Raw genomic sequence first — 25,027 nt, 5'->3', positions numbered from 1 at the left:
GGGTGGCCCCTGCCTCGGTCCGAAGGTTGGTCATCTCAGGAGATTCCAAACTCTTTGCTGATGAAGTCGAAGATCTCGTCGTCGCTGGCCGAGTCGAGGTCTGGCCGGTCCGGTTCGACGGCGGGCCCGGCCGCCAGGTCGGACGCCTTGGCGAGCAGGTCCTGCATCCGGGCGGTGAACCGGGCGCGGGCCGCCGGGTCGAGCGGGATGGCGGTGAGCAGGCTCTCCACCGTGTCGATGCCCTGGAAGAGCGGCTGGGTGGAGGGCGCCGCGTCGGCGGCGATCTCGCTCGTCAGCTTCTCGGCGAGCGCCGTCGGCGTCGGGTAGTCGAACACGAGCGTCGCCGGCAGCCGCAGGCCGGACAGGCTGTTGAGCCGGTTGCGCAGGTCGACGGCGGTGAGCGAGTCGAAGCCCAGGTCGGTGAAGAGCCGGTTCGGGTCGACCGCGTCCGAGCCGGCGTGGCCGAGGACGGCGGCGATGTTCGCGCGTACCACGTCGAGCACCACCTTGAGCCGCTCCGGGGCGGCCAGTCCGGCGAGCCGCCGGCCGAGCTGCACCCCGCCGGAGCGGGCACCGGTGGCGTCCATGGAGCGTCGCAGCGGCACCCGGACCAGGGCCCGGAGCATGGGCGCGAGGGTGCCGGTCTCCGCCTGCCCGCGGAGCGTCCCGACGTCCAGGCGCATCGGCAGGACGGTTGCCGCGTCGAGCCGCCACGCGGCGTCGAAGAGATCCAGCGCCTGTTCGGTGGCCAGGCCGGTGGCGCCCTGCTCGGCCATCCGCCGCACGTCGTCGCCGCCGAGGTGGCCCGTCATGCCGCTGGCCTGCGCCCACAGGCCCCAGGCGAGCGAGATGCCGGCGAGCCCGCGTGCCCGGCGGTGCGCCGCGAGGGCGTCGAGGAAGGCGTTCGACGCCGCGTAGTTGGACTGGCCGGCGCTGCCCAGCGTGGCCGCCGCCGACGAGAACAGGACGAAGGCCGCGAGGTTCGCGTCGGCCGTGAGGCGGTGCAGGTGCCAGGCGGCGTCGATCTTCGGCACGGCGACCGCGTCCACCCGTTCGGGGGTCATCGACTCCAGCACGCCGTCGTCGAGGACGCCGGCGGCGTGCACCACGGCGGTGAGCGGGTGCGCTGCCGGCACCCCGGCCAGCAGCGCCGACAGGGCCTCGGGGTCGGCGGCCCCGTAGGCCGCGACGGTCACCTCCGTACCGGTGCCGGCGAGTTCGTCGACCAGGTCGCCGATCCCCTCGGCCGCCGCGCCGCGCCGCCCGGCCAGCAGCAGGTGCCGTACGCCGTGGCTGGTGGCGAGGTGGCGGGCCAGGATGCGGCCCAGCACGCCCGTGCCGCCGGTGATCAGCACGGTGCCGGCCGGGTCGATCCCGCCGGGCAGCGGCTCGACACCGGCCGGAACCCGGCCGAGCCGTGGGGTGCGGACCTGCCCGTCGCGCACGGCGAGCTGCGGCTCGCCGGAGGCGATGGCGGCGGCCAGCGCGGCGGCGCTGTCCGGGGCGTCGTCGAGGTCGACGAGCTGGCACCGGCCCGGGTGTTCGAGCTGGGCGGCACGCAGCAGGCCCCAGACCGGGGCCTGGCACAGGTTCACCTGCTCCTGCTCCCCCGCCGCGACCGCGTCCCGGGTGACGAGCACCAGCCGCGAGTCGGCGAACCGGTCGTCGGCGAGCCAGGTCCGCAACGCGGCGAGCGTACGGTGCGTGGCGGCGCGCGCCTGCGCGGCGAGCTCCGGGTCCGACGGGTTCCCGGCGTCGCCGACCGGGACGATCACCAGCTCGGGCGCCGGCTCACCCCCGGCGAGCAGGTCGCCGAGGGTGTCGAGCCCGACGTCGGTACGCACCCGGGCACCGGCCGCCTCGCAGGCCGCGCTGAGCACCAGGTCGTCGCCGAGCGCCACCCAGCGGATGGCCGCCGGCACGGGGCCGGTGGGCACCGGCAGCACGGGCCAGTCCACCTGGAACAGCGACTCGTGCCGGCCGGAGCGGGCCGCGCCGAGGGAGTCCCCGGAGACACGGCGCATGATCAGCGAGTCGACGTGCAGCACCGGGGCGCCGGTGGCGTCGGCCACCTGGAAGGAGACGCCGACCTCGCCGGCCGCGGCGACGCGCACGCGCAGGGCGGTGGCCCCGGCGGCGAGCAGGGAGACCCCGGTCCAGGCGAACGGCAGGCGGGGCACGCCGGCGTCGGCGCCGTCGCCCATCCGGCCGAGGAAGCCGCCGATCGACATGGCCTGCAGCGCGCCGTCGAGCAGCGCCGGGTGCACGCCGAAGCGGCCGGCCTCGGCGTGGTGGCCGGCGGGCAGCTCGACCTCGGCGAAGACCTCGTCGTCGCGGATCCACGCGGCACGCAGACCCCGGAACGCCGGCCCGTACCCGAAGACGGTCGCCTCGATGCCGGAGTAGAAGTCGTCGGACTCGACGCGCGTCGCGCCGGGCGGCGGCCACACCCCCAGGTCGAAGGCGGGCGCGGCGTCGGCCGGCTGCGGGCCGAGCAGGCCGGTGGCGTGGCAGGTCCAGGCGACGTCGGCGAGGATCTCGTCGGAGCCGTCCCGGTAGGGCCGGGAGTGGAGCTGGACGGTGCGCCGCCCGTCGTCGTCGCGGTCGCCGACCGTCAGCTGCACCTGGAGCGCGCCGAGTTCGGGCAGGACGAGCGGGGCGAGCAGCGTCAGCTCCTCCACCGTCGGGCAGCCGGCCTGCGCACCGGCGTATGTGGCGAGTTCCACGAAGGCGGTGCCGGGCAGCAGGATGTTGTCCATCACCCGGTGCTCGCCGAGCCACGGGTGGGTACGCACCGACAGCCGCCCGGTGAAGACCATCCGCTCGCTGTCGGGGAACGTCAGCGTGGCGCTGAGCAGCGGGTGCCCGGCGTCCTGGAGACCGGCGGAGCTGACGTCCTGCGCCCGGTGCGCCGGCGGCTCGACCCAGTACCGCTGGTGGTCGAAGGCGTACGTGGGCAGGGCGACAGGGTCGGTCCCGGCCAGGACGGCCGTCAGGTCGACGGGCAGGCCGATCGTGTGGGCGGTCGCGAGGTTCGTCAGCAGCCGCGTCGGGTCGTCGTCACCGCGGCGCAGGCTGCCCAGCGTGTGCCCGGTGACGCCCGCATCGTCCAGGATCGCCGTCACCGGCATCGTCAGCACCGGATGGGGGCTGATCTCCACGAACGTCGTGTGACCCGCCTCGACCGCCACCCGCACGGCGGCCTCGAACTGGACGGTCTGCCGCAGGTTGTCGTACCAGTAACCGGCGTCCATCGAGGACGGGTCCACCCAGTCCCCCGTCAACGTCGAGACGAGCCGAGTGTGCCCCGGCTGCGGGCTCACGTCGGCCAGGTCCGCGCGCAACCGCTCCGCCACCTCCTGCACCGCCGCCGAGTGCGACGCGTAGTCCACCGGAATCAACCGCGCCCGCACCCCGTCGGCCTGACACGCCGCCACCAGATCCGCAACCGGCTGCGGCGGACCCGACACCACCACCGTCGACGGACCGTTCACCGCCGCCACCCCGACACCCGGGAACGCCGGCAGCCACTCAGCCACCGCCTCCGCCGACAGGTCCACCGACGCCATCGTCCCGGTACCCCGCAGCACCGTCAGCGCCCGCGACCGCAACGCCACAGCCTTCGCCGCGTCCTCCAGGGAGAGAATCCCCGCCACACACGCCGCACCGATCTCACCCTGCGAGTGACCGACCACCGCCGCCGGGGTGACCCCCGCGTGCTGCCACACCGCCGCCAGCGCCACACCCACAGCCCACAGCACCGGCTGCACGACCTCCACCCGCGCCAGCCACGACTCGTCGTCACCCGTCAACACCGACACCAGATCGACGTCCAGGTACGGGGCCAGGACCCGCTGACACTCCGCCAGACTCGCGTCGAACACCGGCGCACGACCCACCAGACCCGCCGCCATCCGCGCCGACTGCGCACCCTGACCCGGGAACACGAACACCGCACCCGCGCCATGCGACAGAGCCGCCGCCGCGACCACGTTGCCGGCCGGCGCACCAGCCGCCAGAGCGTCCAGCCCCGCCAGCAACTCCTCCGCGCTCGACCCGACCACGACCGCCCGCTGGTCGAACGTCGACCGGGTCGTCGCCAGGGACCAGCCCACCGCCGCCGCGTCCACCTCGCCGTGCTCGCGCACGTACTCCGCCAGGCGAGCCGCCTGGCCGGTCAGGGCACCCTTCGACCGTCCCGACAGCGGCCACACCACGACGTCGGAGGCCACGAGCCCGGGGCTCTGCTCGGCCGGAGCGGCAGCCACGGCCTGCGGCTCGTCGGCCTGCTCGATGATCACGTGGGCGTTGGTGCCGGACATGCCGAACGACGACACCGCCGCCCGGCGCGGCCGGTCCACCACCGGCCAGGGCCGCGACTGCGTGGCCAGTTCCACCGCGCCGGAGGTCCAGTCGATGTGCGGCGACGGCTCGTCCACGTGCAGCGTCGCGGGGACCACGCCCTCGCGCATCGCCAGCACCATCTTGATCACACCGGCGACGCCCGAGGCGGCCTGCGTGTGGCCGATGTTGGACTTGATCGAGCCGAGCAGCAGCGGCTCGCCGCCCTCGCGGCCCTGGCCGTAGGTGGCCAGCAGGGCCTGCGCCTCGATCGGGTCACCGAGCGTCGTGCCCGTGCCGTGCGCCTCGACCACGTCGACATCCGCGCTGCCCAGCCGGGCGCCCGCGAGGGCCTGGCGGATCACCCGCTGCTGCGACGGGCCGTTCGGGGCGGTCAGCCCGTTCGAGGCGCCGTCCTGGTTGACCGCCGACCCACGCACCACCGCCAGGACCCGGTGCCCGTTGCGCCGCGCGTCCGACAGCCGCTCCACCAGCAGCACGCCCACACCCTCGCCCCAGCCCGTGCCGTCCGCAGCCGCCGCGAACGCCTTGCACCGGCCGTCGGCCGCCAGGCCCCGCTGCCGGGAGAACTCGAAGAAGGTGCCGGGGGTGGCCATGACCGTGACGCCGCCGGCGAGGGCGAGGTCGCACTCGCCACGCCGCAGCGACTGCACCGCCAGGTGCAACGCCACAAGCGACGACGAACACGCCGTGTCCACCGACACCGCCGGCCCCTCCAACCCCAACGCGTACGCCACCCGGCCCGACACCACACTCGCGGCGTTGCCCGTGGCCCCGAACCCTTCGGCCTGCTCCCCCGCAGCCATCAGCAGGGCCCCATAGTCCTGACCATTCGTGCCCACGAACACCCCTGTTCGCGAACCCCGCAGAACCCCAGGCGCAACCCCTGCCCGCTCGACCGCCTCCCACGAAACCTCCAGCAGCAACCGCTGCTGCGGATCCATCGCCGCCGCCTCGCGCGGCGAGATCCCGAAGAAACCGGGATCGAACTCGCCCGCCCCGTGCAGGAAGCCGCCCTTGTCGGCGTACGTGGTGCCGGGGTTGGCCGGATCGGGGTCGTAGAGCCGGTCGAGGTCCCAGCCCCGGTCGGTCGGGAAGTCGCCGATCGCGTCGACGCCGTCGGCGACGAGGCGCCACAGCCGTTCGGGGCCGTCGACGCCGCCGGGGTAGCGGCAGGCCATGGCGACGATGGCCACCGGCTCGTCGTCGCCCACGGCGGCCGGGACGGCGACGGGAGCCGCCCCGGCGTCGGCGCCGAAGAGGCCGGCGAGCAGGAAGCGGGACAGCACCACCGGGGTGGGGTGGTCGAAGACCAGGGTGGTGGGCAGCGCCTGCCCGGTGGCGGCGACGAGCCGGTTGCGCAGCTCCACGGCGGTCAGCGAGTCGAAGCCGAGGTCGCGGAACGCGGTGGTCGCGCCCACGGCGGCAGCCCCGCCGGCGTGGCCGAGCACGTCGGCGGCGAGTTCGCGGACCAGGTCGGCGACGGTCTCCTCGCGGCGGGCCGGGGTCAGCGCGGCGAGGCGCCGGCGCAGCGTCGCCGCGGGGCCGTCGTCGCCGTCGTCGGCCGCGGCGCCGCCGTCGAGGGCGGCCCGCGCCTCCGGTACGCCCTCCAGCAGCGGCCGGCGGCGCGCGGAGGCGTACGCGGGGGCGAACCGGGTCCAGTCCACGTCGGCCACCGTCACTGTGACGTCGTCGTGGTCGAGGGCCTGCTGCAACGCGGCCATGGCGACGGCCGGGTCCATGGCGGGCAGGCCCCGGCGGCGCAGGTTGCGCTCGGCGTCGGCGGCGTGCATGCCGCCGTCGGACCAGGGGCCCCAGGCGATGGCGGTGCCGGCCCGGCCGTCGGCGCGCCGCCGCCGCACCAGCGCGTCCAGGTAGGCGTTGCCGGCCGCGTACCCGGCCTGCCCGCCACTGCCCCAGGTGGCGGCGATGGACGAGTAGACGACGAAGGCGTCCAGCTCCCGGTCGGCGAGCAGGTCGGCGAGGTGGGTGGCCCCGGCGGTCTTGCCGACTGTCACCTCGGCCAGCTCGGCGGGGGTGACCTCGGCCAGCGGGGTGGCCTGCGCGACGCCGGCGGTGTGCACGACGGTGCGCACCGGCGGGCCGTCGGCCTCGACCCGGTCGAGCAGGTCGGCGAGGGCGGCCCGGTCGGCGATGTCGCAGGCGGCGACGGTGACCCGGGCCCCGAGGCCGGCCAGCTCGGCCTCCAACTCGGCGGCGCCGGGGGCGTCGGGTCCGCGCCGGCTGACCAGCACGACGTGCTCGGCTCCGGCGGCGGCGAGCCAGCGGGCGGCGCGCGCGCCGAGCCCGCCGGTGCCGCCGGTGACCAGGGCGGTGCCGGTGGGCGTGAACCGGCGCGCCGGCGGACGGTCGCCGAGGGCGGCGCGGACGAGGCGGCGGGCGAAGACGCCGGGGCCGCGCACGGCGAGCTGGTCCTCGCCGGTCGAGCCGGTGAGGATCGCGGCGAGCCGGAAGGCGGCCCGGTCGTCGGGGTCGGACGGCAGGTCGACCAGGCCGCCCCAGCGGTGCGGCGCCTCGACGCCGACGACCCGGCCGAGGCCCCAGATCGCGGCCTGCGCCGGGTCGGCGAGCCGGTCGTACGAGGCGGCGGCGACCGCGCCCCGGGTGACCAGCCACAGCGGCGCTGCCACGCCGGCGTCGCCGAGCGCCTGCACGAGGGCGAGGGTGGCGGTCAGGCCGGGCAGGACGGTGCCGTCGGCGGTGCGTGGTTCCCCGGCGAGCAGGGACACGACGCCGGCGGGCTCGGCGCCGGCGAGGGCCGCCGCGAGGCCGGCCCGGTCGGCGTCCGGCTCCACCGTCAGCGGCAGCACGTCGGCGCCGGCGCCGGTCAGCGCGGCCCGGACGGCCCGCGCCGCCGGGTCGTCGGCGTCGTCGGCGGGCAGCGCCAGCAGCCAGGTGCCGGCCAGCCGGGCGGGGGCGGGCTCGGGGGCCACCTGCCATTCCTCCCGGTACCGCCAGCCGTCGAGGACCGAGTGTTCCTGCCGCTGCCGCCGCCAGTCGGCGAGGACGGGCAGCAGGGTACGCAGCGACTCGGCGGCGGCGGTGTCGGTGACGGCGAGGGTGTCGCGCAGCGCGTCGAGGTCGGCGCGTTCGACGGCCGCCCAGAACCGGCGGTCGAGCGCGCCGGCCCCGCCCGTCGTGGTGTCGTCGGCGGGCGCCTCGGCCGGCACCCAGTAGTGCTGCCGCTCGAACGGGTAGGTGGGCAGGTCGACGAGCCGGCCGGGCCGGCCGGCGAGGACGTCCGCCCAGTGCGGCGGCGTGCCGGCGACGTGCAGTTGGGAGAGGGCGGCGAGCAGGGCACGGCGGTCCGGGCGGTCCCGGCGCAGCACCGGCACCACCACGGCGGAGGCGGCGTCGGTCTCGATCCCGGCGAGGGTCTCCTGGACGCTGGCGGTGAGCACGGCGTCCGGCCCGACCTCCACGAAGGTGCCGACGCCGTGGGCGCGCAGGGCGCGTACGCCGTCGGCGAAGCGGACCGCCTCCCGGACGTGGCGCACCCAGTAGCCGGGGTCGGTGAGCTGCGCCGGGTCGGCCAGCTCGCCGGTCACGTTGGACACCACCGGCAGGGTGGGGGCGCGCAGGTCGAGGCGGGCGGCGACGGCAGCGAACTCGGCGAGCATCGGCTCCATCAGCGGGCTGTGGAAGGCGTGGCTGACCCGCAGCCGCCGCACCTTCACCCCCCGGCCGGTCCAGAGTTCCGCCAGCTCGTCGACGGCCGCCGCGTCGCCGGAGACGACGACGGCGTCGGGGCCGTTGACGGCGGCGACGGCGACCCGGCCGGTCAGCGCGGCGATCGACTCGGCGACCCGGGCCTCGTCGGCGGCCACGGCGAGCATCGCGCCGCCGGTGGGCAGGTCCTGCATGAGCCGCCCCCGGGCGGCGACGAGGGCGCACGCGTCGTCGAGGCTGAGCACGCCGGCCACGTGGGCGGCGGTCAGCTCGCCGACGGAATGCCCGGCGACCATGTCGGGGGCCAGGCCCCAGGAGCCGAGCAGCCGGTGCAGCGCCACCTCGACGGCGAACAGCGCGGCCTGGGTGAAGACGGTCTGGTCGAGCAGGTCGGCCTCGGCGGTGCCGGGCTCGGCGAACAGCAGCGGCTTCAGCGGCCGGGGCAGCCGGTGGTCGAGGTGGCCGCAGACCTCGTCGAGCGCCTCCGCGAAGACCGGGTACGCCTCGTACAGCTCCCGGCCCATGCCGGCGCGCTGGGCGCCCTGGCCGGAGAACAGGAACGCGACCCCGCCGCGTTCGGCGGCGGCGCCGGTGACCAGCCCGGGGGCGGGCCGGTCGTCGGCGAGGGCGTGCAGCGCGGCGAGCAGGCCGTCGCGGTCGTCGGCGAGCACGACCGCCCGGTGCTCCAGGGGCGAGCGGGAGACCGCCGAGGTCCAGGCGACGTCGGCCGGGCGCAGGTGCGCGTCGTCGGCGACGTAGGCCGACCAGCGCTCGGCCTGGCGGCGCAGCGCGGTGCGGGTGCGGCCGGTGAGCAGCACCGGCGCGGGCGCGGGCGGCACCGGGTGGTCCGCCTCGACGTCGGCCGGTTCGGGCTGTTCGAGGATGAGGTGGGTGTTGGTGCCGCTCATCCCGAACGACGAGACGGCGGCCCGGCGCGGCCGGTCCACGGCCGGCCACGGCGTGGCCTCGGTGACGAGGGTGACCGCGCCGGCGGCCCAGTCCACGTGCGGGGTGGGCTCGTCGACGTGCAGGGTGGCCGGCACGACGCCGTGCCGCATCGCCAGCACCATCTTGATCACACCGGCGATGCCGGCGGCGGCCTGGGTGTGCCCGATGTTGGACTTGATCGAGCCGAGCAGCAGCGGCGCGGCGTCGCCCCGCTCCCGGCCGTACGTGGCGAGCAGCGCCTGAGCTTCGATCGGATCGCCGAGGGTGGTGCCGGTGCCGTGCGCCTCCACCACGTCGACCAGGTCGGGGGTGAGCTTCGCGCCGGCCAGTGCCTGCCGGATGACCCGCTGCTGGGACGGGCCGTTGGGGGCGGTGAGGCCGTTCGACGCGCCGTCGGAGTTGACCGCCGAGCTGCGGATGACGCCGAGCACGGGGTGGCCGTTGCGGCGGGCGTCGCTGAGCCGTTCCAGCAGCAGCATGCCGACGCCCTCGGACCAGCCGGTGCCGTCGGCGGAGGCGGCGAACGACTTGCACCGGCCGTCGGCGGCGAGGCCGCGCTGCCGGGAGAACTCGACGAACGGGCCGGGGGTGGCCAGCACGGTCGCCCCGCCGGCCAGGGCGAGGCCGCACTCGCGCTGGCGCAGCGCCTGGCAGGCGAGATGGATGGCGACCGACGCCGACGAGCAGGCGGTGTCCACGGTGACCGACGGGCCTTCGAGGCCGAACGTGTACGCCAGCCGACCGGACACGACACTGGCGGCGGTGCCGGTCAGCACGTACCCCTCGACGCCGGGCGCCCGGTGCAGCACGGCGGCGTAGTCCTGCCCGGAGGTGCCCACGAAGACGCCGGAGCGGCTGCCACGCAGCGACAGCGGGGCGATGCCGGCGCGTTCGAACAGCTCCCAGGTGACCTCCAGCAGCAGCCGCTGCTGCGGGTCCATGGCGACCGCCTCACGCGGCGAGATGCCGAAGAGCGCGGCGTCGAACTGCCCCGCGTCGCGCAGGAACCCGCCGGCGGTGGTGTACGAGGTGCCGGCGTTGTCCGGGTCGGCGTGGTAGAGCCGGTCCAGGTCCCAGCCGCGGTCGGTGGGAAAGTCGCCGATGGCGTCCCCGCCGGACGAGACGAACTCCCAGAGCTCCTCCGGCGAGCTGATGCCGCCCGGGTAGCGGCAGCTCATCGCCACGATCGCCACCGGCTCGGACTCCTCGGCGGTGACCTCGCGCAGCCGTTGGCGGGTCTGCTGCAGCTCGGCGACGACGCGCGTCAGGTATTCGCGCAGCCGATCTTCGTCCGCCATGACATCTCGCTTTCTCGTGACACCACAGATCCCCGGGCGGCTCAGGAGAGCCCGAGGTCCTGGTCGATGAGGTCGAACAGCTCCTGGTTGCTGGCCGCCCGCAGCCGGCCGGCCACCTCGGCGGTGTCCTCCCGGCGTTCCTCGGCGGCGCCGAGCCGTTCGAGCAGGCTGTGCAGGCGCATCGTGATCCGCACCCGGCCGATGTCGTCCGGGTCGCGCAGCGCGAGGGCGCCCTCCAACTGGTCCAGCTCCGCGAGGGTGGGTAGCGCCTCCACCGACGCTTCGTCGAGCAGTTCGGCCCGCAGGTGCTCGGCCAGCGCCTGCGGGGTCGGGTGGTCGAACACCACCGAGCTGGGCAGGCTGAGCCCGGTCGAGCGGGCCAGCCGGCCCCGCAGCTCCACGGCGGTGAGCGAGTCGAAGCCGAGGTCCCGGAAGGGCCGCCCGGCCTCCACGGCGTACGGGCTGTCGTGGCCGATGACCTCGCCCGCGGCGGTGCGGATGAGATCGACCAGCAGCCGTGCCTGTTCGGCCTGCGACAACTCGCCGAGCCGCTTGCGCAGTTCGCCGGCGACCTGGTCGCCGTCCTCGGCGTCGGCGCGCGCCGCCGCGGCCTGGGCGGCCACCTCGGCGATCTCGCTGATCAGCGGCCGGGGCCGGGCGGAGGCGAACACCGGCGCGAAGCGTTCCCAGTCGATGTCGGCGACGGTGAGGGCGGTGTCGTCGCCGTCGAGGCCGGCGCGCAGGGCGGCCATCGCCGGTTCCCGGTCGAGCAGGGACACCCCGCGCCGGCTCATGGCCGCCGCGTGCGCGTCGGTCACCATGCCGCCGCCGGCCCACGGTCCCCAGTTCACCGAGAGGTGCCGGGCCCGCCCGGCCGGCCGGGACTGCGCCCAGGCGTCCAGGAAGGCGTTGCCGGCGGCGTACGCCCCGTGGTCGCCGACGCCCCAGACGGCCGCGATGGAGGAGAAGTGCACGACCAGGTCGAGCGCCTCCGGGTCGAGGAACTCGTCGAGGTGCCGCGCGCCGGCGATCTTGCCGGAGACGACGTCGGCGAGTTCCGCCTCGGTCACGGCGGCGACCGGGTTGAGCCGGCCCACCCCGGCGGCGTGCACCACGGCGTGCACGGTCTCACCGTCGGCGCGCAGGCCACGGACCAGGTCGGCGACCGCGTCCCGGTCGGCCAGGTCGCAGGCCAGCACCCGCGCCTCGGCACCGAGGGCGGCCAGTTCCGCCACCGCATCGTCCGCGCCGGGGGCCGCCGCGCCACGCCGGCTGACCAGCAGCAGCCGCCGCGCGCCGTGCCGGGCGAACCAGCCGGCGGCGTACCGGCCGACGGCGCCGGTGCCGCCGGTGACCAGGACGGTGCCCGGCGCCTGCCAGCCGGCCGGCGCCTCGGCGCGGGGCGCGCGCTCCAGCCGCCGCAGGTACGTCCCGGAGTCACGCACCGCGAGCTGGTCCTCGTCGCCGGCGGCGGTGAGGGCCGCCAGGACTCCCTCGGCGGCGGCGGTGTCCAGGGTGGCGGGCAGGTCCAGCAGGCCCCCCCAGTGCCGGGGGTGTTCCAGCGCGGTCACCAGGCCGAGGCCCCACGTGGTGGCCTGGGCGGGGTGGGCTACGGGGTCGTCGGCGCCGGTGGCCACGGCCTGCCGGGTGAGCAGCCACAGCGGCACCGGTGGCAGGGCGTCCGTGACCGCCTGCACCAGGGCCAGGTTCGCGGTCAGGCCCAGCGGCACGGCCGAGCGGTCGGGGTGCGCCCGCTCGTCGAGGGCGAGCAGCGACACGATCCGGGTGGGCGCCGCGGCGGCGAGCTGCCCGGCGAGCGTGCTCCGGTCGCTCGTCGCCGGGTCGACGGCGAGCTGCCGCACGGTGCCGCCCCGCGCGGTGAGCAGTTCGGCGAGCCGGTCGACGACCGGCTGGTCCGTACCGCTGTGCACCAGGGTCCACGTGCCGTCGACGGCACCCGCGACGAGAGCCCGCGGGCGCCAGGTGATCCGGTAGCGCCAGCCGCCGGCGAGGGTGTCCTCCTGCTGCCGGCGCCGCCACCGGTCCAGCTCCGGCAGCACCACCCGCAGCGGCCGGTCCGCGTCGAGGCCGAGCCGGCCGGCGAGCGCGTCGCCGTCGCCGGACGCCACGGCCCGCCAGAACGCCGAGTCGACGTCGTCGTGCGCGGCGGCGGGGGTGTGGGTCGCCGCCGCGTCGAGGGTCGGCCAGAACCGCTGGTGGGCGAACGCGTACGTGGGCAGGTCCACCGGCGCGGCGGCGCCGGGCAGCAGTGCCGGGAAGCGTACGGGCACGCCGTGGCAGTACAGCCGGGCCACCGCGCCGAGCAGGGTGGCCACCTCGTCCTGGCCGGGCCGCTGCACGCCGGTCACGACGACCGGCGCGTCCACCGGCAGCGCGTCGGCGGTCAGTGCGGTCAGCACGGTGTCCGGCCCGATCTCCAGGAACCGGGTCACCCCGTGGGAGTGCAGGTGGGTGACGGTGTCGGCGAAGCGGACCGCCTCGCGGACGTGCCGGACCCAGTAGTCGGGGTTGCAGAGCTGCTCGGGGTCGACGACCGTGCCGGTCAGGTTCGACACCAGCGGCACCGTCGGCGGGGCGTACGACAGGGTCGCCGCGACGGCCGCGAACTCGGCGAGCATGGGCTCCATCAGCGGGCTGTGGAAGGCGTGGCTGACCCGCAGCCGCTTGGTGCGTACGCCGAGGTCGGCGAAGTGGGCGGCCAGTTCGGTCAGCACGTCCTCGGCGCCGGCGACGACGACGGCGGCCGGCCCGTTGACGGCGGCGACGGCGGGCTGTCCCGGCGTGCCGGACAGGGCCCGCAGCACGTCGACCTCGGGCGCGGCGACGGCGAGCATCCCGCCGCCGGGTGGCAGGGCCTGCATCAGGCGCCCCCGGTTGACGACGAGCGCGCAGGCGTCGGCCAGGTCGAGCACTCCGGCGACGTGGGCCGCGCTGATCTCCCCGACCGAGTGCCCGGCCACGAAGTCGGGCCGGATCCCCCAGTGTTCGAGCAGCCGGAACAGCGCCACCTCGACGGCGAAGAGCCCGGCCTGGGTGAAGACGGTCTGGTCGAGCAGGTCGGCCTCGGCGGTGCCGGGCTCGGCGAACAGCACCGCGCGCAGCGGCCGCGGCAGGTACGCGTCCAGGTGCTGGCACGCCTCGTCGAGGGTCGCCGCGAAGACGGGGAACGTCTCCCACAGGCGTCGGCCCATCCCGGCGTGCTGCGCGCCCTGGCCGGAGAAGAGCGCCGCCAGCGCGCCGCCGGGCTCGGCGGCGCCCCGGGTGAGCCCGGGGTGGTCCTGCCCGGCGGCCAGGGCCCGCAGGCCGGCGAGGGCGGCGTCGGCGTCGGCGGCGAGCAGCACCGCGCGGTGCCGCAGCGGGGACCGTCCGGTGGCCAGTGCCCGGGCCGCGTCGGCCGCGGGCGTTCCGCTGCCCGGCAGCCAGTCGGCCAGCCGGGCCGCCTGCGCCCGCAGGCTGTCGGCGGTGTCTGCCGATACGACCCACGGCAGCAGCGGCGTCCCGTCGGCGGCGCCGGGCGTGCCGCGGCTGGAGCTGGTCGTGGGCGCGTCGGCGCCGGCCGGACGGGGGGCGGCGGTGTCGGCCGAGGGCGTGGCGGGCGCCTGTTCGAGGATCACGTGCACGTTGGTGCCGCTGACCCCGAACGACGACACGCCGGCGCGGCGCGGCCGGTCCACGTCCGGCCACGGCTGCGCCTCGGTCAGCAGCGCGACGGCACCGGACGACCAGTCCACGTGCGGCGACGGCTCGTCCACGTGCAGGGTGGGCGGCAGCAGGTCGTGCTGGAGGGCCAGCACCATCTTGATCACGCCGGAGACGCCGGCGGCGGCCTGGGTGTGGCCGATGTTCGACTTCACGGAGCCGAGCCAGAGCGGCCGGTCGGCGGGGCGCTCCCGCCCGTACGTGGCCAGCAGGGCCTGCGCCTCGATCGGGTCGCCGAGCCGGGTGCCGGTGCCGTGCCCGTCGACGGCGTCCACGTCGGCGGCGCTCAGCCGCGCGTTGGCCAGCGCCTGGTTGATCACCCGCTCCTGCGCGGGCCCGTTGGGGGCGGTCAGGCCGTTGCTGGCGCCGTCCTGGTTCATCGCCGAGCCGCGCACGACGGCGAGGATCCGCCGGCCGTCGCGCTGGGCGTCGGAGAGCCGCTGCAACATCACCAAGCCGACGCCCTCGCCCCAGCCGGTGCCGTCGGCGGCCCCGGCGAACGACTTGCACCGGCCGTCGAGGGCGAGGCCCCGTTGCCGGGCGAACTCCAGGAACGGGCCGGGGGTGGCCATCACCGTCACGCCGCCGGCAACCGCGACGTCGCACTCGCCCTGCCGCAGGGACTGGCAGGCCAGGTGCAGCGCCACCAGCGACGACGAGCAGGCGGTGTCGACGCTGACGGCGGGCCCCTGCAACCCGAAGTGGTACGCCAGCCGACCGCTGATGACGGCGGCGACGTTGCCGGTGGCCTGGTAGCCCTCGGTCTCGACCCGGGCGGCCATCAGCAGCGTCGCGTAGTCCTGGCCGTTGGTGCCGACGAAGACGCCGGTGTTGGTCTCCCGCATGTCGGCGGGTGCGGTGCCGGCCCGCTCGAACAGCTCCCAGGCGCTCTCCAGCAGCACCCGTTGCTGCGGGTCCATCACCATCGCCTCACGCGGGGAGATGCCGAACAGGGCGGCGTCGAAGCCGGCGGCGTCGGTGAGGAAGCCGCCCTCGCGCACGTACGAGGTGCCGGGCCGGTCGGGATCGGGGTCGTAGATGGCTGCCAGGTCCCAGCCCCGGTCGGTCGGGAACTCCGCTATGCCGTCGCGTCCCTCGGCGACGAGTCGCCACAGGTCCTCGGGGCCGGCGACGCCGCCGGGGTAGCGGCAGCTCATCGAGACGATGGCGATCGGCTCGTCCAGCGCGGTGGCGGCCCGCACGGGATCGGTCGCCGGGGTGTCGTCGCCCGCGAGCCTGCCCGCCAGGTGCTCGGCGAGGGCGTCGGGCGTCGGGCGGTCGAACACCAGGGTCGCCGGCAGGTTCAGTCCCACCGCCTCGGCGAGGCGGTTGCGCATCTCGACGGCGCTGAGCGAGTCGAAGCCGATCTCCCGGAACGACCGGTCCGCCGCCAGCGCCTGCGGCGAGGACAGGCGCAGCACCGCCGCCGCGTGGACGCGTACGAGGTCGAGCAGGACCCGACGGCGTTCCGGTGCGGCGAGGCCGGCCAGCCGGCCGCGGAGCGGGGACGCCGCGTCGGGCGTGCCGCCGTCGCGCTGCCCGGCCGCGAGCAGCCGGGCCACCTCGGGGATGTCGGCGATCAGCGGCCGGGGGCGGGCCAGCGTGTAGGTCTGCAGGAACCGGTCCCAGGCGATGTCCGCCACGGTGAGCGTGGTGTCGCCGTGGTCGAGCGCCTCGGCCAGGACGGAGACCGCGAGGTCGGGGCGCATGGCCCGGACGCCCGAGCGGAACATCTGGTCGGCGGCGCCCTCGGCGTCGACCATGCCGCCGCCGTCCCAGGCACCCCAGGCGACGGCGGTGGCGGCCCGTCCGCGCCGTCGCCGGTCCTCGGCGAGCGCGTCGAGGAAGGCGTTGGCGGCGGCGTAGCCGCCCTGGTGCCCGCCGCCCCAGACGCCCGCGCCGGAGGAGAAGAGCACGAACGCCGACAGTTCGTCGCCGCACGCCTCGTCGAGGTTGACCGCGCCGGCCACCTTGGCCCGCAGGGCGTCGGCGAGGTCGGCGACGTCGGTGGCCGCGACGGGCGCGGCGTGGGCGACGCCGGCGGTGTGGAACACGGCCCCGATGTGGGTGCCCTGCCCGGCGAGCCGCTCGACGAGGGCCCGTACGGCGGCCGGGTCGGCGACGTCGCAGGCGGCCACGGTGACTGTGGCGCCGGCGGCGCGCAGTTCGTCGGCCAGCTCGTCGGCGCCGGGCGTGGCGGGGCCCTGGCGGCCGGTCAGCACCAGCTCACCCACGCCCTCGCGGGCCAGCCAGCGCGCCACCTGGGCCCCGATGGACCCGAGGCCGCCGGTGACCAGGACGGCGCCGCTGGCGGGACGCCAGTCCTGCGTCGCGGTGCGCTCGGCGCGGGCGCGGACCAGTCGCCGGGCGAACACCCCGGAGGGGCGCAGCGCCAGCTGGTCCTCCGCGTCGACGCCGGCCAGCACCGCCACGAGCCGGGCCCGGTCCCGGGGGTCCAGCTCGGCGGGCAGGTCCAGCAGTCCGCCCCAGCGGTCCGGGTGCTCCAGGGCGACCACCCGGCCGAGCCCCCAGAGCATCGCCTGGCGGGGGCGGTCGAGCTGGTCGGCGCGGCCGGTCGAGACCGCGCCGGCGGTGGCGCACCACAGCGGGGCGGTGACGCCGGTGTCGCCGAGGGCCTGGACCAGGGCGTACGTGGCGGCGAGACCCGCCGGGACGACCGGGTGGGCCGGGTGCGGCGCGTCGTCCAGGCCGAGCAGGGAGAGCACCCCGGCGACGGGCCCGCCGGTACGCGCCAGCCGCTCGGCCAGCACCGGCCGGCCCGTCTCCGGCACGTCGATCCGGACGACCTCGGCCCCGCCCTCGCCCAGCGTCCGGGCGACGCCGTCGACCAGGGGGTGCTCGGCTTCGGCGGCCGGCACGACCAGCAGCCACGTACCGGCGAGGGTGGCCTCCGGCGCGACGGCCAGCGGCTTCCAGGTCACCCGGTAGCGCCACGAGTCCACGGTGGACTCGTCGCGGCGGCGCCGGCGCCAGGAGGAGAGCAGCGGCAGCGCGGGGTCGAGGGAGCTGACCGTGGCCTCGTCGATGCGCATGGCGGCGGCCAGCGCAGACGCGTCGGCGCGTTCCACGGCCTCCCAGAAGCGCCGGTCCGCCTCGTCGGTGCCGGCGGGGGCGGGGACGGTCACCGCCGTCGGCTGCGGCCAGTAGCGCCGGCGCTGGAAGGCGTACGTGGGCAGCGGGGGCGGCGGGCCGGTGGGGGCGCCCAGGATCGCCGTCCAGTCGACGGGCACGCCGTGCACGTGCAGTCCGGCGAGGACCGTCAGCATGCGCTGCCAGCCGCCGGCCATGGTGTCGTCGGCGGCCACCACGACGGCGTCGTCGGCCCGCGCGCTCTCGCGGATGCCGGCGGCGAGCACGGTCGCCGGGGCAGCCTCGAGGAGAACCCGGTGGCCCTGGTCGAGCAGGGCGCGTACGGCCGGTTCGGCGTCGGCGTCGGTGGTCAGGTCCCGATACCACCGGGCGGCGTCGAGGCCGTCGGTGTCGACCGGGCCGCCGGTCGTCGCCGAGTACAGCGGCACGTCGGCCGCCCGAAGGGTGATCCCGGCCAGCGCGTCCGGGCCGTCCTCCGCCGGGCTGGCGAGGGCGATCGTCCTCGCCGCGTCCTCCAGCGACAGCGCGCCGGCCACGCAGGCGGCCGCGAGCGCGCCGTGAGCGTGCCCGAGCACGGCGGCGGGTCGTACGCCGAGGGAGCGCCACCAGCGTCCCAGCGAGACGGCCACGGCCCACCGGACGGCCGGCGCCACCCCGGGGTCGGCCGGGGTGGGAGCGCCGTCCGCGCCGCGCAGCACGGCGGCGAGCGACCAGTCCACGTGGGGGGCGAGGGCCGCCTCGCAGGCGGCGATCGCGGTGGCGAACTCCGGTGCCCGGTCCAGCAGCTCGACGGTCGCGGCGGGCCACGGGTCGCCGTGGCCGGGGAAGACGAGGACCGGGTCGGCGGCGCGCGCCGCGACGCCGGTGACGGCGGCGGTGGCCTCGCCGAGGTGGAACGACTCCAGGGCCCGCGTCAGGTCGACGGTGTCGCGGCCGAGGACGACGGCGCGGTGGTCGAACGTGGCCCGGGTGGTGACCAGGGCGTGCGCGACGTCGGCCGGCGCCAGCTCCGGGTGTGCCGCGAGGTGCGCCTTCAGCCGGGCCGCCTGGTCGCGCAGCGCCGGGGCGTCCACGGCGGAGAGCACGAGGGGTACGACGTCGGCGCGCGGCCGGTCGGTGGGCCGCGCGCCGACCGTCTCGGCGGGCGGCTGCTCGATGATGACGTGCGCGTTCGTGCCGGAGATCCCGAACGACGACACCGCCGCCCGACGCGGCCGGTCCACGGCCGGCCAGGGGGTGGGCTCGGTGGCGAGTGCGACCGCCCCGGCGGTCCAGTCGACGTGCGGGGAGGGCTCGTCCACGTGCAGGGTCGGCGGGACGAGGCCGTGCCGCATCGCCATGACCATCTTGATCACACCAGCCACACCGGCGGCGGCCTGCGTGTGCCCGATGTTCGACTTCACCGACCCCAACAGCAGCGGCCGGTCGACGGGACGCTCCTGCCCGTACGTGGCCAGCAGGGCCTGCGCCTCGATCGGATCACCCAGCGTCGTGCCGGTGCCGTGCGCCTCGACGGCGTCCACGTCGGCCGGGGTCAGGCGGGCGTTCGCGAGGGCTTGGTGGATCACGCGCTGCTGCGACGGGCCGTTCGGGGCGGTGAGCCCGTTCGACGCGCCGTCCTGGTTGACGGCCGTGCCGCGCAGGACGGCGTGGATACGCCGGCCCTCCCGCTGCGCGTCGGAGAGTCGTTGCACGAGCAGCACGCCGACGCCCTCGGACCAGCCCGTGCCGTCGGCCGACGCGGCGAACGACTTGCAGCGGCCGTCCTGCGACAGACCCCGCTGCCGGGAGAACTCGACGAACGTGCCGGGCGTGGCCATCACCGTCACACCACCGGCCAACGCCAGATCACACTCACCCGACCGCAGCGCCTGCGCCGCGAGGTGCAGCGCCACCAGCGACGACGAGCACGCGGTGTCGACGGTGACCGCCGGGCCTTCGAGTCCGAACGTGTAGGCGACCCGGCCGGACAGGACGCTGCCGGAGTTGCCGGTGCCGACGTAGCCCTCGACCTCGTCGGCAAGCTCCATCAGCTGGGAGGCGTAGTCGTGGTACATGACGCCGGCGAAGACACCGGTCCGGCTGCCCCGCAGCCGCTGCGGGTCCAGCCCGGCCGACTCGAACGTCTCCCACGACGCCTCCAGCAGCAGCCGCTGCTGGGGGTCCATGGCGAGGGCCTCGCGGGGCGAGATGCCGAAGAAGGCGGGGTCGAACGCGCCGGCGTCGTACAGGAAACCGCCGTGGCGGGTGTACGACGTGCCGGGGTGGTCGGGGTCGGGGTCGAACAGGCTCTCCAGGTCCCACCCGCGGTCGGTGGGGAACTCCCCGATCCCCTCCCCGCCGGCGGCCAGCAGCGCCCACAGCTGGTCGGGCGTCTCGACGCCGCCCGGGTAGCGGCAGGCCATGCCCACGATCGCGAGCGGCTCGTCGGCGCGGGTGGTGGTCCGCGCGCCCGGCGCGGCGGGGCGACCTGCGGCGCCGGCAAGTTCGGCGTGCACATGGGCGGTGAGCGCCTGCGGCGTCGGGTAGTCGAACACGAGCGTCGAGGGCAGCCGCAGGCCGGTGGCCGCGTTCACGCGGTTACGCAGGTCGACGGCGGTCAGCGAGTCGAAGCCCAGCTCGCGGAACGCCCGGTCGGCGGGCACGGCTTCCGCCCCGCCGTGCCCGAGCACCTGCGCGACGAGGCCGCGTACCAGTACGTCGAGCTGGGCGCGCGCCTCGTCGGCGGTCAGGCCGCCGATGCGGGTCGCCCAGGTGGTGCCCTGTCCCGCCTGGCGGCGGGTCGTGGTCGTACCGACCAGGTTACGAAGCATCGGCGGCACCAGGCCGGCGCCGGCGGCGGCCCGGAGGGCGGCCAGGTCGATCACGGCGGGCACCAGGGCCGGCCGGCCGGCGGTCAGGGCGGCGTCGAACAGCCGCAGCCCGGTCTCGGCGCTCATCGCGGTGATGCCGCCCCGGGTCGATCGCGCCCGGTCCGCCTCGTCGAGGGACGCGGCCATGCCGGGGGTGTCCCACATGCCCCAGGCGAGGCTGACGGCAGGCAACCCGAGCTGCCGCCGGTGGACCGCAAGCCCGTCGAGGAACGCGTTGCCCGCCGCGTACGCCGACTGACCCGGCGAACCCAACACACCCGCCACCGACGAGAACACCACGAACAAGTCGAGATCCAGCGACGCCGTCGCCTCGTGCAACAACCAACCCGCCGACACCTTCGGCGCCAACACCCTTGCCAGACGCTCCTCGGTGACCCGCTCGATCACCCCGTCGTCCAGGACACCAGCGGTGTGCACCACACCCGCCAGCCGGCCACCGGCGGAAACCTCACCGACCAGCCCGAACACCTGGTCCCGGTCCGTCACGTCGCAGGCGACCACCCGCACCGACGCACCCAGCGCGGACAACCGCTCCGACAACTCACCCGCACCCGCAGCTGCCGGACCACGCCGCGACACCAGCACGAGAGACCGCACGCCGTGCACCGACACCAGATGCTCCGCCACCAGCGCGCCCAACGCGCCCGTAGCGCCGGTCACCAGCACGGCGCCGTCACCCACCACGGCACCGTCCGCCGACGAGGACGCTACCGCGCGCACCAGACGCGGCACGAACACCTCAGCCGAGCGCACCGCGACCTGACCACCGAACGTCACCGGCTCGTCGGCCACGGAACTCAGCACAGCCAGCAGCCCGGCGTCCGCGTCACCGTCGACGTCCGCCAGCACGATGCGGCCCGGGTGCTCCGACTGCGCCGAGCGCAGCAGACCCCAGACCGCCGCTGCGGCCAGGTCGGTGACCCGGTCTCCGTCCCCGATCGACACCGCACCCCGGGTCACCACGACCAACCGCGACTCCGCCAGCGCGTCCGCCGCCAGCCAGGACCGCACCGTCGCCAGCACCTGCGACGTCGCCGCCCGCACCGACTCGGGGCCGTTGTCGACGGCGGCGGGCATCTCACCGGGGACCGAAGCAGGTTCCGTCTCGGCGTGCAGGGCCCGGCGCAGGCCACCCGCCGGCACCAGCAACAGACGCGGCGCCACACCCGACGCCACGGCGACCGCCTCGACGTCGGCGTACACCGGCAGCTCAGCGACGGCCGGCAGGCCGGCGGCGGGCGAGCCGAGCAGCGCCCACCCGGAGGCGTCCCCGGCCGGGGCGACCTCCTGGGCCTGCCAGGCGACCTCGAACAGCGACCGGGCCGACGCGTCCGGGGACGCCGACACCCCGGTCAGCTCGCGCAGGGCGAGGGTGTCCACCGACACCACGGCCGCGCCCGACTCGTCGCACGCGACCAGGCGCACCGCCGAATCGTTGCGGGTCAACCGCACCCGCAGCACCCGCGCACCCGAGGCCCACACCTGCACACCCTCGAACGCGAACGGCACCCGCGCCCCGCCCGAGCCCTCCGAGCCGGACAGCAGCCCGATCGGGTGCAGCGCGGCGTCCAGCAGCGCCGGGTGCACGCCGAACCCCGCGGCGTCACCGGCCACCTCGTCCGGCAACACCACCTCGGCGAACACCTCGTCACCGCACGCCCACACCCGGCGCAGCCCCCGGAACACCGGCCCGTACGACAGGCCGCGCTCGGCCAGGGCCGGATACCAGCCCGCCACGTCCACCTCGACACCGTCGACCGGCGGCCACTCCCCCACGCCCGGCTCGTCGGCCGACGCCGGCTCCAGCACACCCTCCGCGTGCGAAACCCACTCCGCCTCGGGATCACCCTCGGGCTGCGAGTGCACGGCCACCACACGCACGCCCGCCTCGTCGGCCGCGCCGACGCGTACCTGCACCCGCACCGCACCCACCCGCGGCAACACCAACGGCGCGGCCACGGTCAACTCCCGCACCCGCGACGCACCCACCTCGTCACCCGCCCGCACCGCCAACTCCACCAGAGCAGCGCCCGGCACGATCACCGCGCCGGAGACGACGTGGTCGGCGAGCCACGCGTGCGTCGATGTCGAGAGACGGCCGGTCAGCACCACCATGTCCTCGCCGGCCACGGAGACCGCCGCGCCGAGCAGCGGGTGCCCGGCCGCGCCGAGGCCGGCACCGGAGACGTCCGTCCAGCGGCCCGCCGGCTCCAGCCAGTAGCGCTGGTGCTCGAAGGCGTACGTCGGCAGGTCGACGTGCCGGCCGCCGGCCCGGTCGAGCAGGCCCGCCCAGCCGACGGCGCGGCCGTGCACGTGCAGCGACGCGAGGGCCTCCAGGAGGGCCTGCGGCTCAGGCCGGTCGTGGCGCGACACCGGCACCAGCAGGGGCGCCGGCTCGTCCTCCGCGCGCTCGGCGAGGCAGTTCTGCGTCATGGCGGTGAGGACGCCGTTCGGTCCCACCTCCAGGTAGGTGTCGACCTCCTCGGCGCGCAGGCAGTCGACGGCGTCGGCGAAGCGAACGGTGCCGCGTACGTGGCGCACCCAGTAGCCCGGGTCGCAGAGCTGGTCGGCGTCGGCGACGCGGCCGGTCAGGTTCGACACCACCGGGATCGTCGGCGGCCGGAACGTCAGTCCCTCGGCGACGGCCGCGAACTCGGCCAGCATCGGGTCCATCCGGGCGCTGTGGAAGGCGTGGCTCACCCGCAGGCGGCGGGTCTGCACACCCCGCTCGGACCACACCCGCTGCACCTCGTCGAGCGCCTCGACGGCGCCCGCGACCACCACGGCGGCGGGGCCGTTCACGGCGGCCACGTCCAGCCGGCCGGTCAGCCCCGCCAGGGAGGCGGCCACCGCGGCCTCGTCGGCGGCCACGGCGAGCATGCCGCCGCCCGCCGGCAGGGCCTGCATGAGCCTGCCCCGCGCGGCGACCAGCGCGCACGCGTCGGCCAGGGAGAGCACGCCCGCCACGTGCGCCGCCGCGATCTCGCCGATGGAGTGCCCGGCCACCAGGTCCGGCACCACACCGAACGACTCCACCAGGCGGAACAACGCCACCTCGACCGCGAACAGGCCCGCCTGGGTGAACACCGTCTGATCCAGCAACCCCGCCTCAGCGGAACCCGCCTCAGCGAACAGCACCTCCCGCAACGGACGCGGCAGCAGCGGATCCAGGTGACCGCACACCTCGTCCAACGCGGCGGCGAACACCGGGAACGCCGCGTACAACCCGCGACCCATGCCGGGGCGCTGCGCGCCCTGGCCGGAGAAGAGGAAGGCCACCCGGCCACGCGGGGCCGACGCGCCGGTGGTGACGGCGCCGGTCGGCTCGCCCGCGGCGAGGGCCCGCAGCCCGGCGAGCAGGTCGTCCGCGTCGCCGGCCAGGACGACCGCGCGGTGTTCGAGCCCCGCGCGGCTGACCGAGGAGACCGCGACGTCCACCGGACGTGGGGCGTCGACGCGGGCGAGGTGGTCGGCCCAGCGGCCGGCCTGCCCCGCGAGCGCCTCGGGCGTACGGGCGGAGAGGAACACCGGGGCGAGCGGGAGCGCGACCGGCGCGTCGACGGCGGAGGGTGCCTCGTCGGTGGACGGGGCGTCGTCGCCGGGCGCCTCCTCCAGGATGACGTGCGCGTTCGTACCGCTGATGCCGAAGGACGACACGGCGGCCCGGCGCGGCCGGTCGGTGGCCGACCACGCGCGCGCCTCGGTCAGCAGCGAGACCTGCCCGGCGGACCAGTCGATGTGCGGGGACGGCTCGTCGACGTGCAGGGTGGCGGGCATGGTGCGGTGGCGGATCGCCTCGATCATCTTGATCAGGCCGGCGGCGCCCGCGGCGGCCTGGGTGTGACCCAGGTTCGACTTGACCGAGCCCAGCCAGAGCGGCCCGCCGTCGCCCCGGTCCTGCCCGTACGTGGCCAGCAGCGCCTGCGCCTCGATGGGGTCGCCGAGGGTGGTGCCGGTACCGTGCGCCTCGACCACGTCGACGTCGGCCGGCGAGAGCCGGGCGTTGGCGAGGGCCTGCCGGATCACCCGCTCCTGCGACGGGCCGTTGGGGGCGGTGAGTCCGCTGCTGGCGCCGTCCTGGTTGACCGCGCTGCCCCGGACGACGGCGAGGATGCGCCGGCCGTCGCGGCGGGCGTCGGAGAGCCGTTGCAGGAGCAGCACGCCGACGCCTTCGGACCAGCCGGTGCCGTCGGCGGCGGCGGCGAACGACTTGCACCGGCCGTCGGAGGCCAGGCCCCGCTGGCGGGAGAAGTCGGCGAACGTGCCCGGGGTGGACATGACCGTCACACCGCCGGCGAGCGCGAAGTCGCAGTCCCGCTGGCGCAGCGCCTGCGTCGCGAGGTGCACGGCGACCAGCGACGACGAGCATGCCGTGTCCACAGTGACGGCCGGGCCCTCCAGCCCGAAGGTGTACGCCACCCGGCCGGACACCACGCTGCCGGAGTTGCCGGTGCCGATGTAGCCCTCGACGCCGTCGGGCAGGTCCAGCACCCGCGAGGCGTAGTCGTGGTACATGACCCCGGCGAAGACGCCGGTCCGGCTGCCACGCAGCGCCTGCGGGTCGATGCCGGCGTGCTCGAACGCCTCCCAGGAGGTCTCCAGCAGCAGCCGCTGGTGCGGGTCCATCGCCAGGGCCTCGCGGGGGCTGATGCCGAAGAAGCCCGGGTCGAACTGTGGCGCGTCGTAGAGGAAGCCGCCCTGGTTGCTGGTCGACGTGCCCGGGTTGTCCGGGTCGACGTTGAAGAGCCGCTCCAGGTCCCAGCCCCGGTCGGTCGGGAAGTCGCCCACCCCGTCGCCGCCCCGGTCGACGAGGTCCCACAGCTCGGCCGGGCTGGACACCCCGCCCGGGAACCGGCACGCCATGCCGATGACGGCCATCGGCTCGCGGTCCTTGGCCTCCACCTCGCGTACCCGCCGGCGCGCGTCGCGCAGGTCGGCAGTGGCACGCCGGAGGTAGTCGAGGAACTCTGCCTCAGTGGGCATCGGGCCACTCCGTATCGGGGTTCGAGGTGTGCGACATGCCGG

At 76.3% G+C, this 25,027-nt stretch carries 2 protein-coding genes; both read right to left on the bottom strand.

Annotation, left to right across the window (positions count from 1 at the left end; all coding sequences use genetic code 11):
- Window positions 1–35: 35 nt before the first annotated feature.
- On the bottom strand, window positions 36–10,268 hold the full coding sequence (locus tag BAW75_RS00035; protein WP_479680893.1) for a type I polyketide synthase: 10,233 nt from the start codon (window positions 10,266–10,268) through the stop codon (window positions 36–38).
- A 71-nt stretch (window positions 10,269–10,339) separates the two neighbouring features.
- Complete coding sequence (locus BAW75_RS00030) at window positions 10,340–24,985, bottom strand: type I polyketide synthase (protein ID WP_104112186.1); 14,646 nt, start codon at window positions 24,983–24,985, stop codon at window positions 10,340–10,342.
- Window positions 24,986–25,027: the final 42 nt, after the last annotated feature.

Origin of the sequence: Micromonospora chalcea (assembly GCF_002926165.1) — a bacterium.
GTDB lineage: Bacteria > Actinomycetota > Actinomycetes > Mycobacteriales > Micromonosporaceae > Micromonospora > Micromonospora chalcea.
Note: the sequence above shows the minus strand (reverse complement) of the source record. Positions and strands in the feature narration are given on the sequence as shown.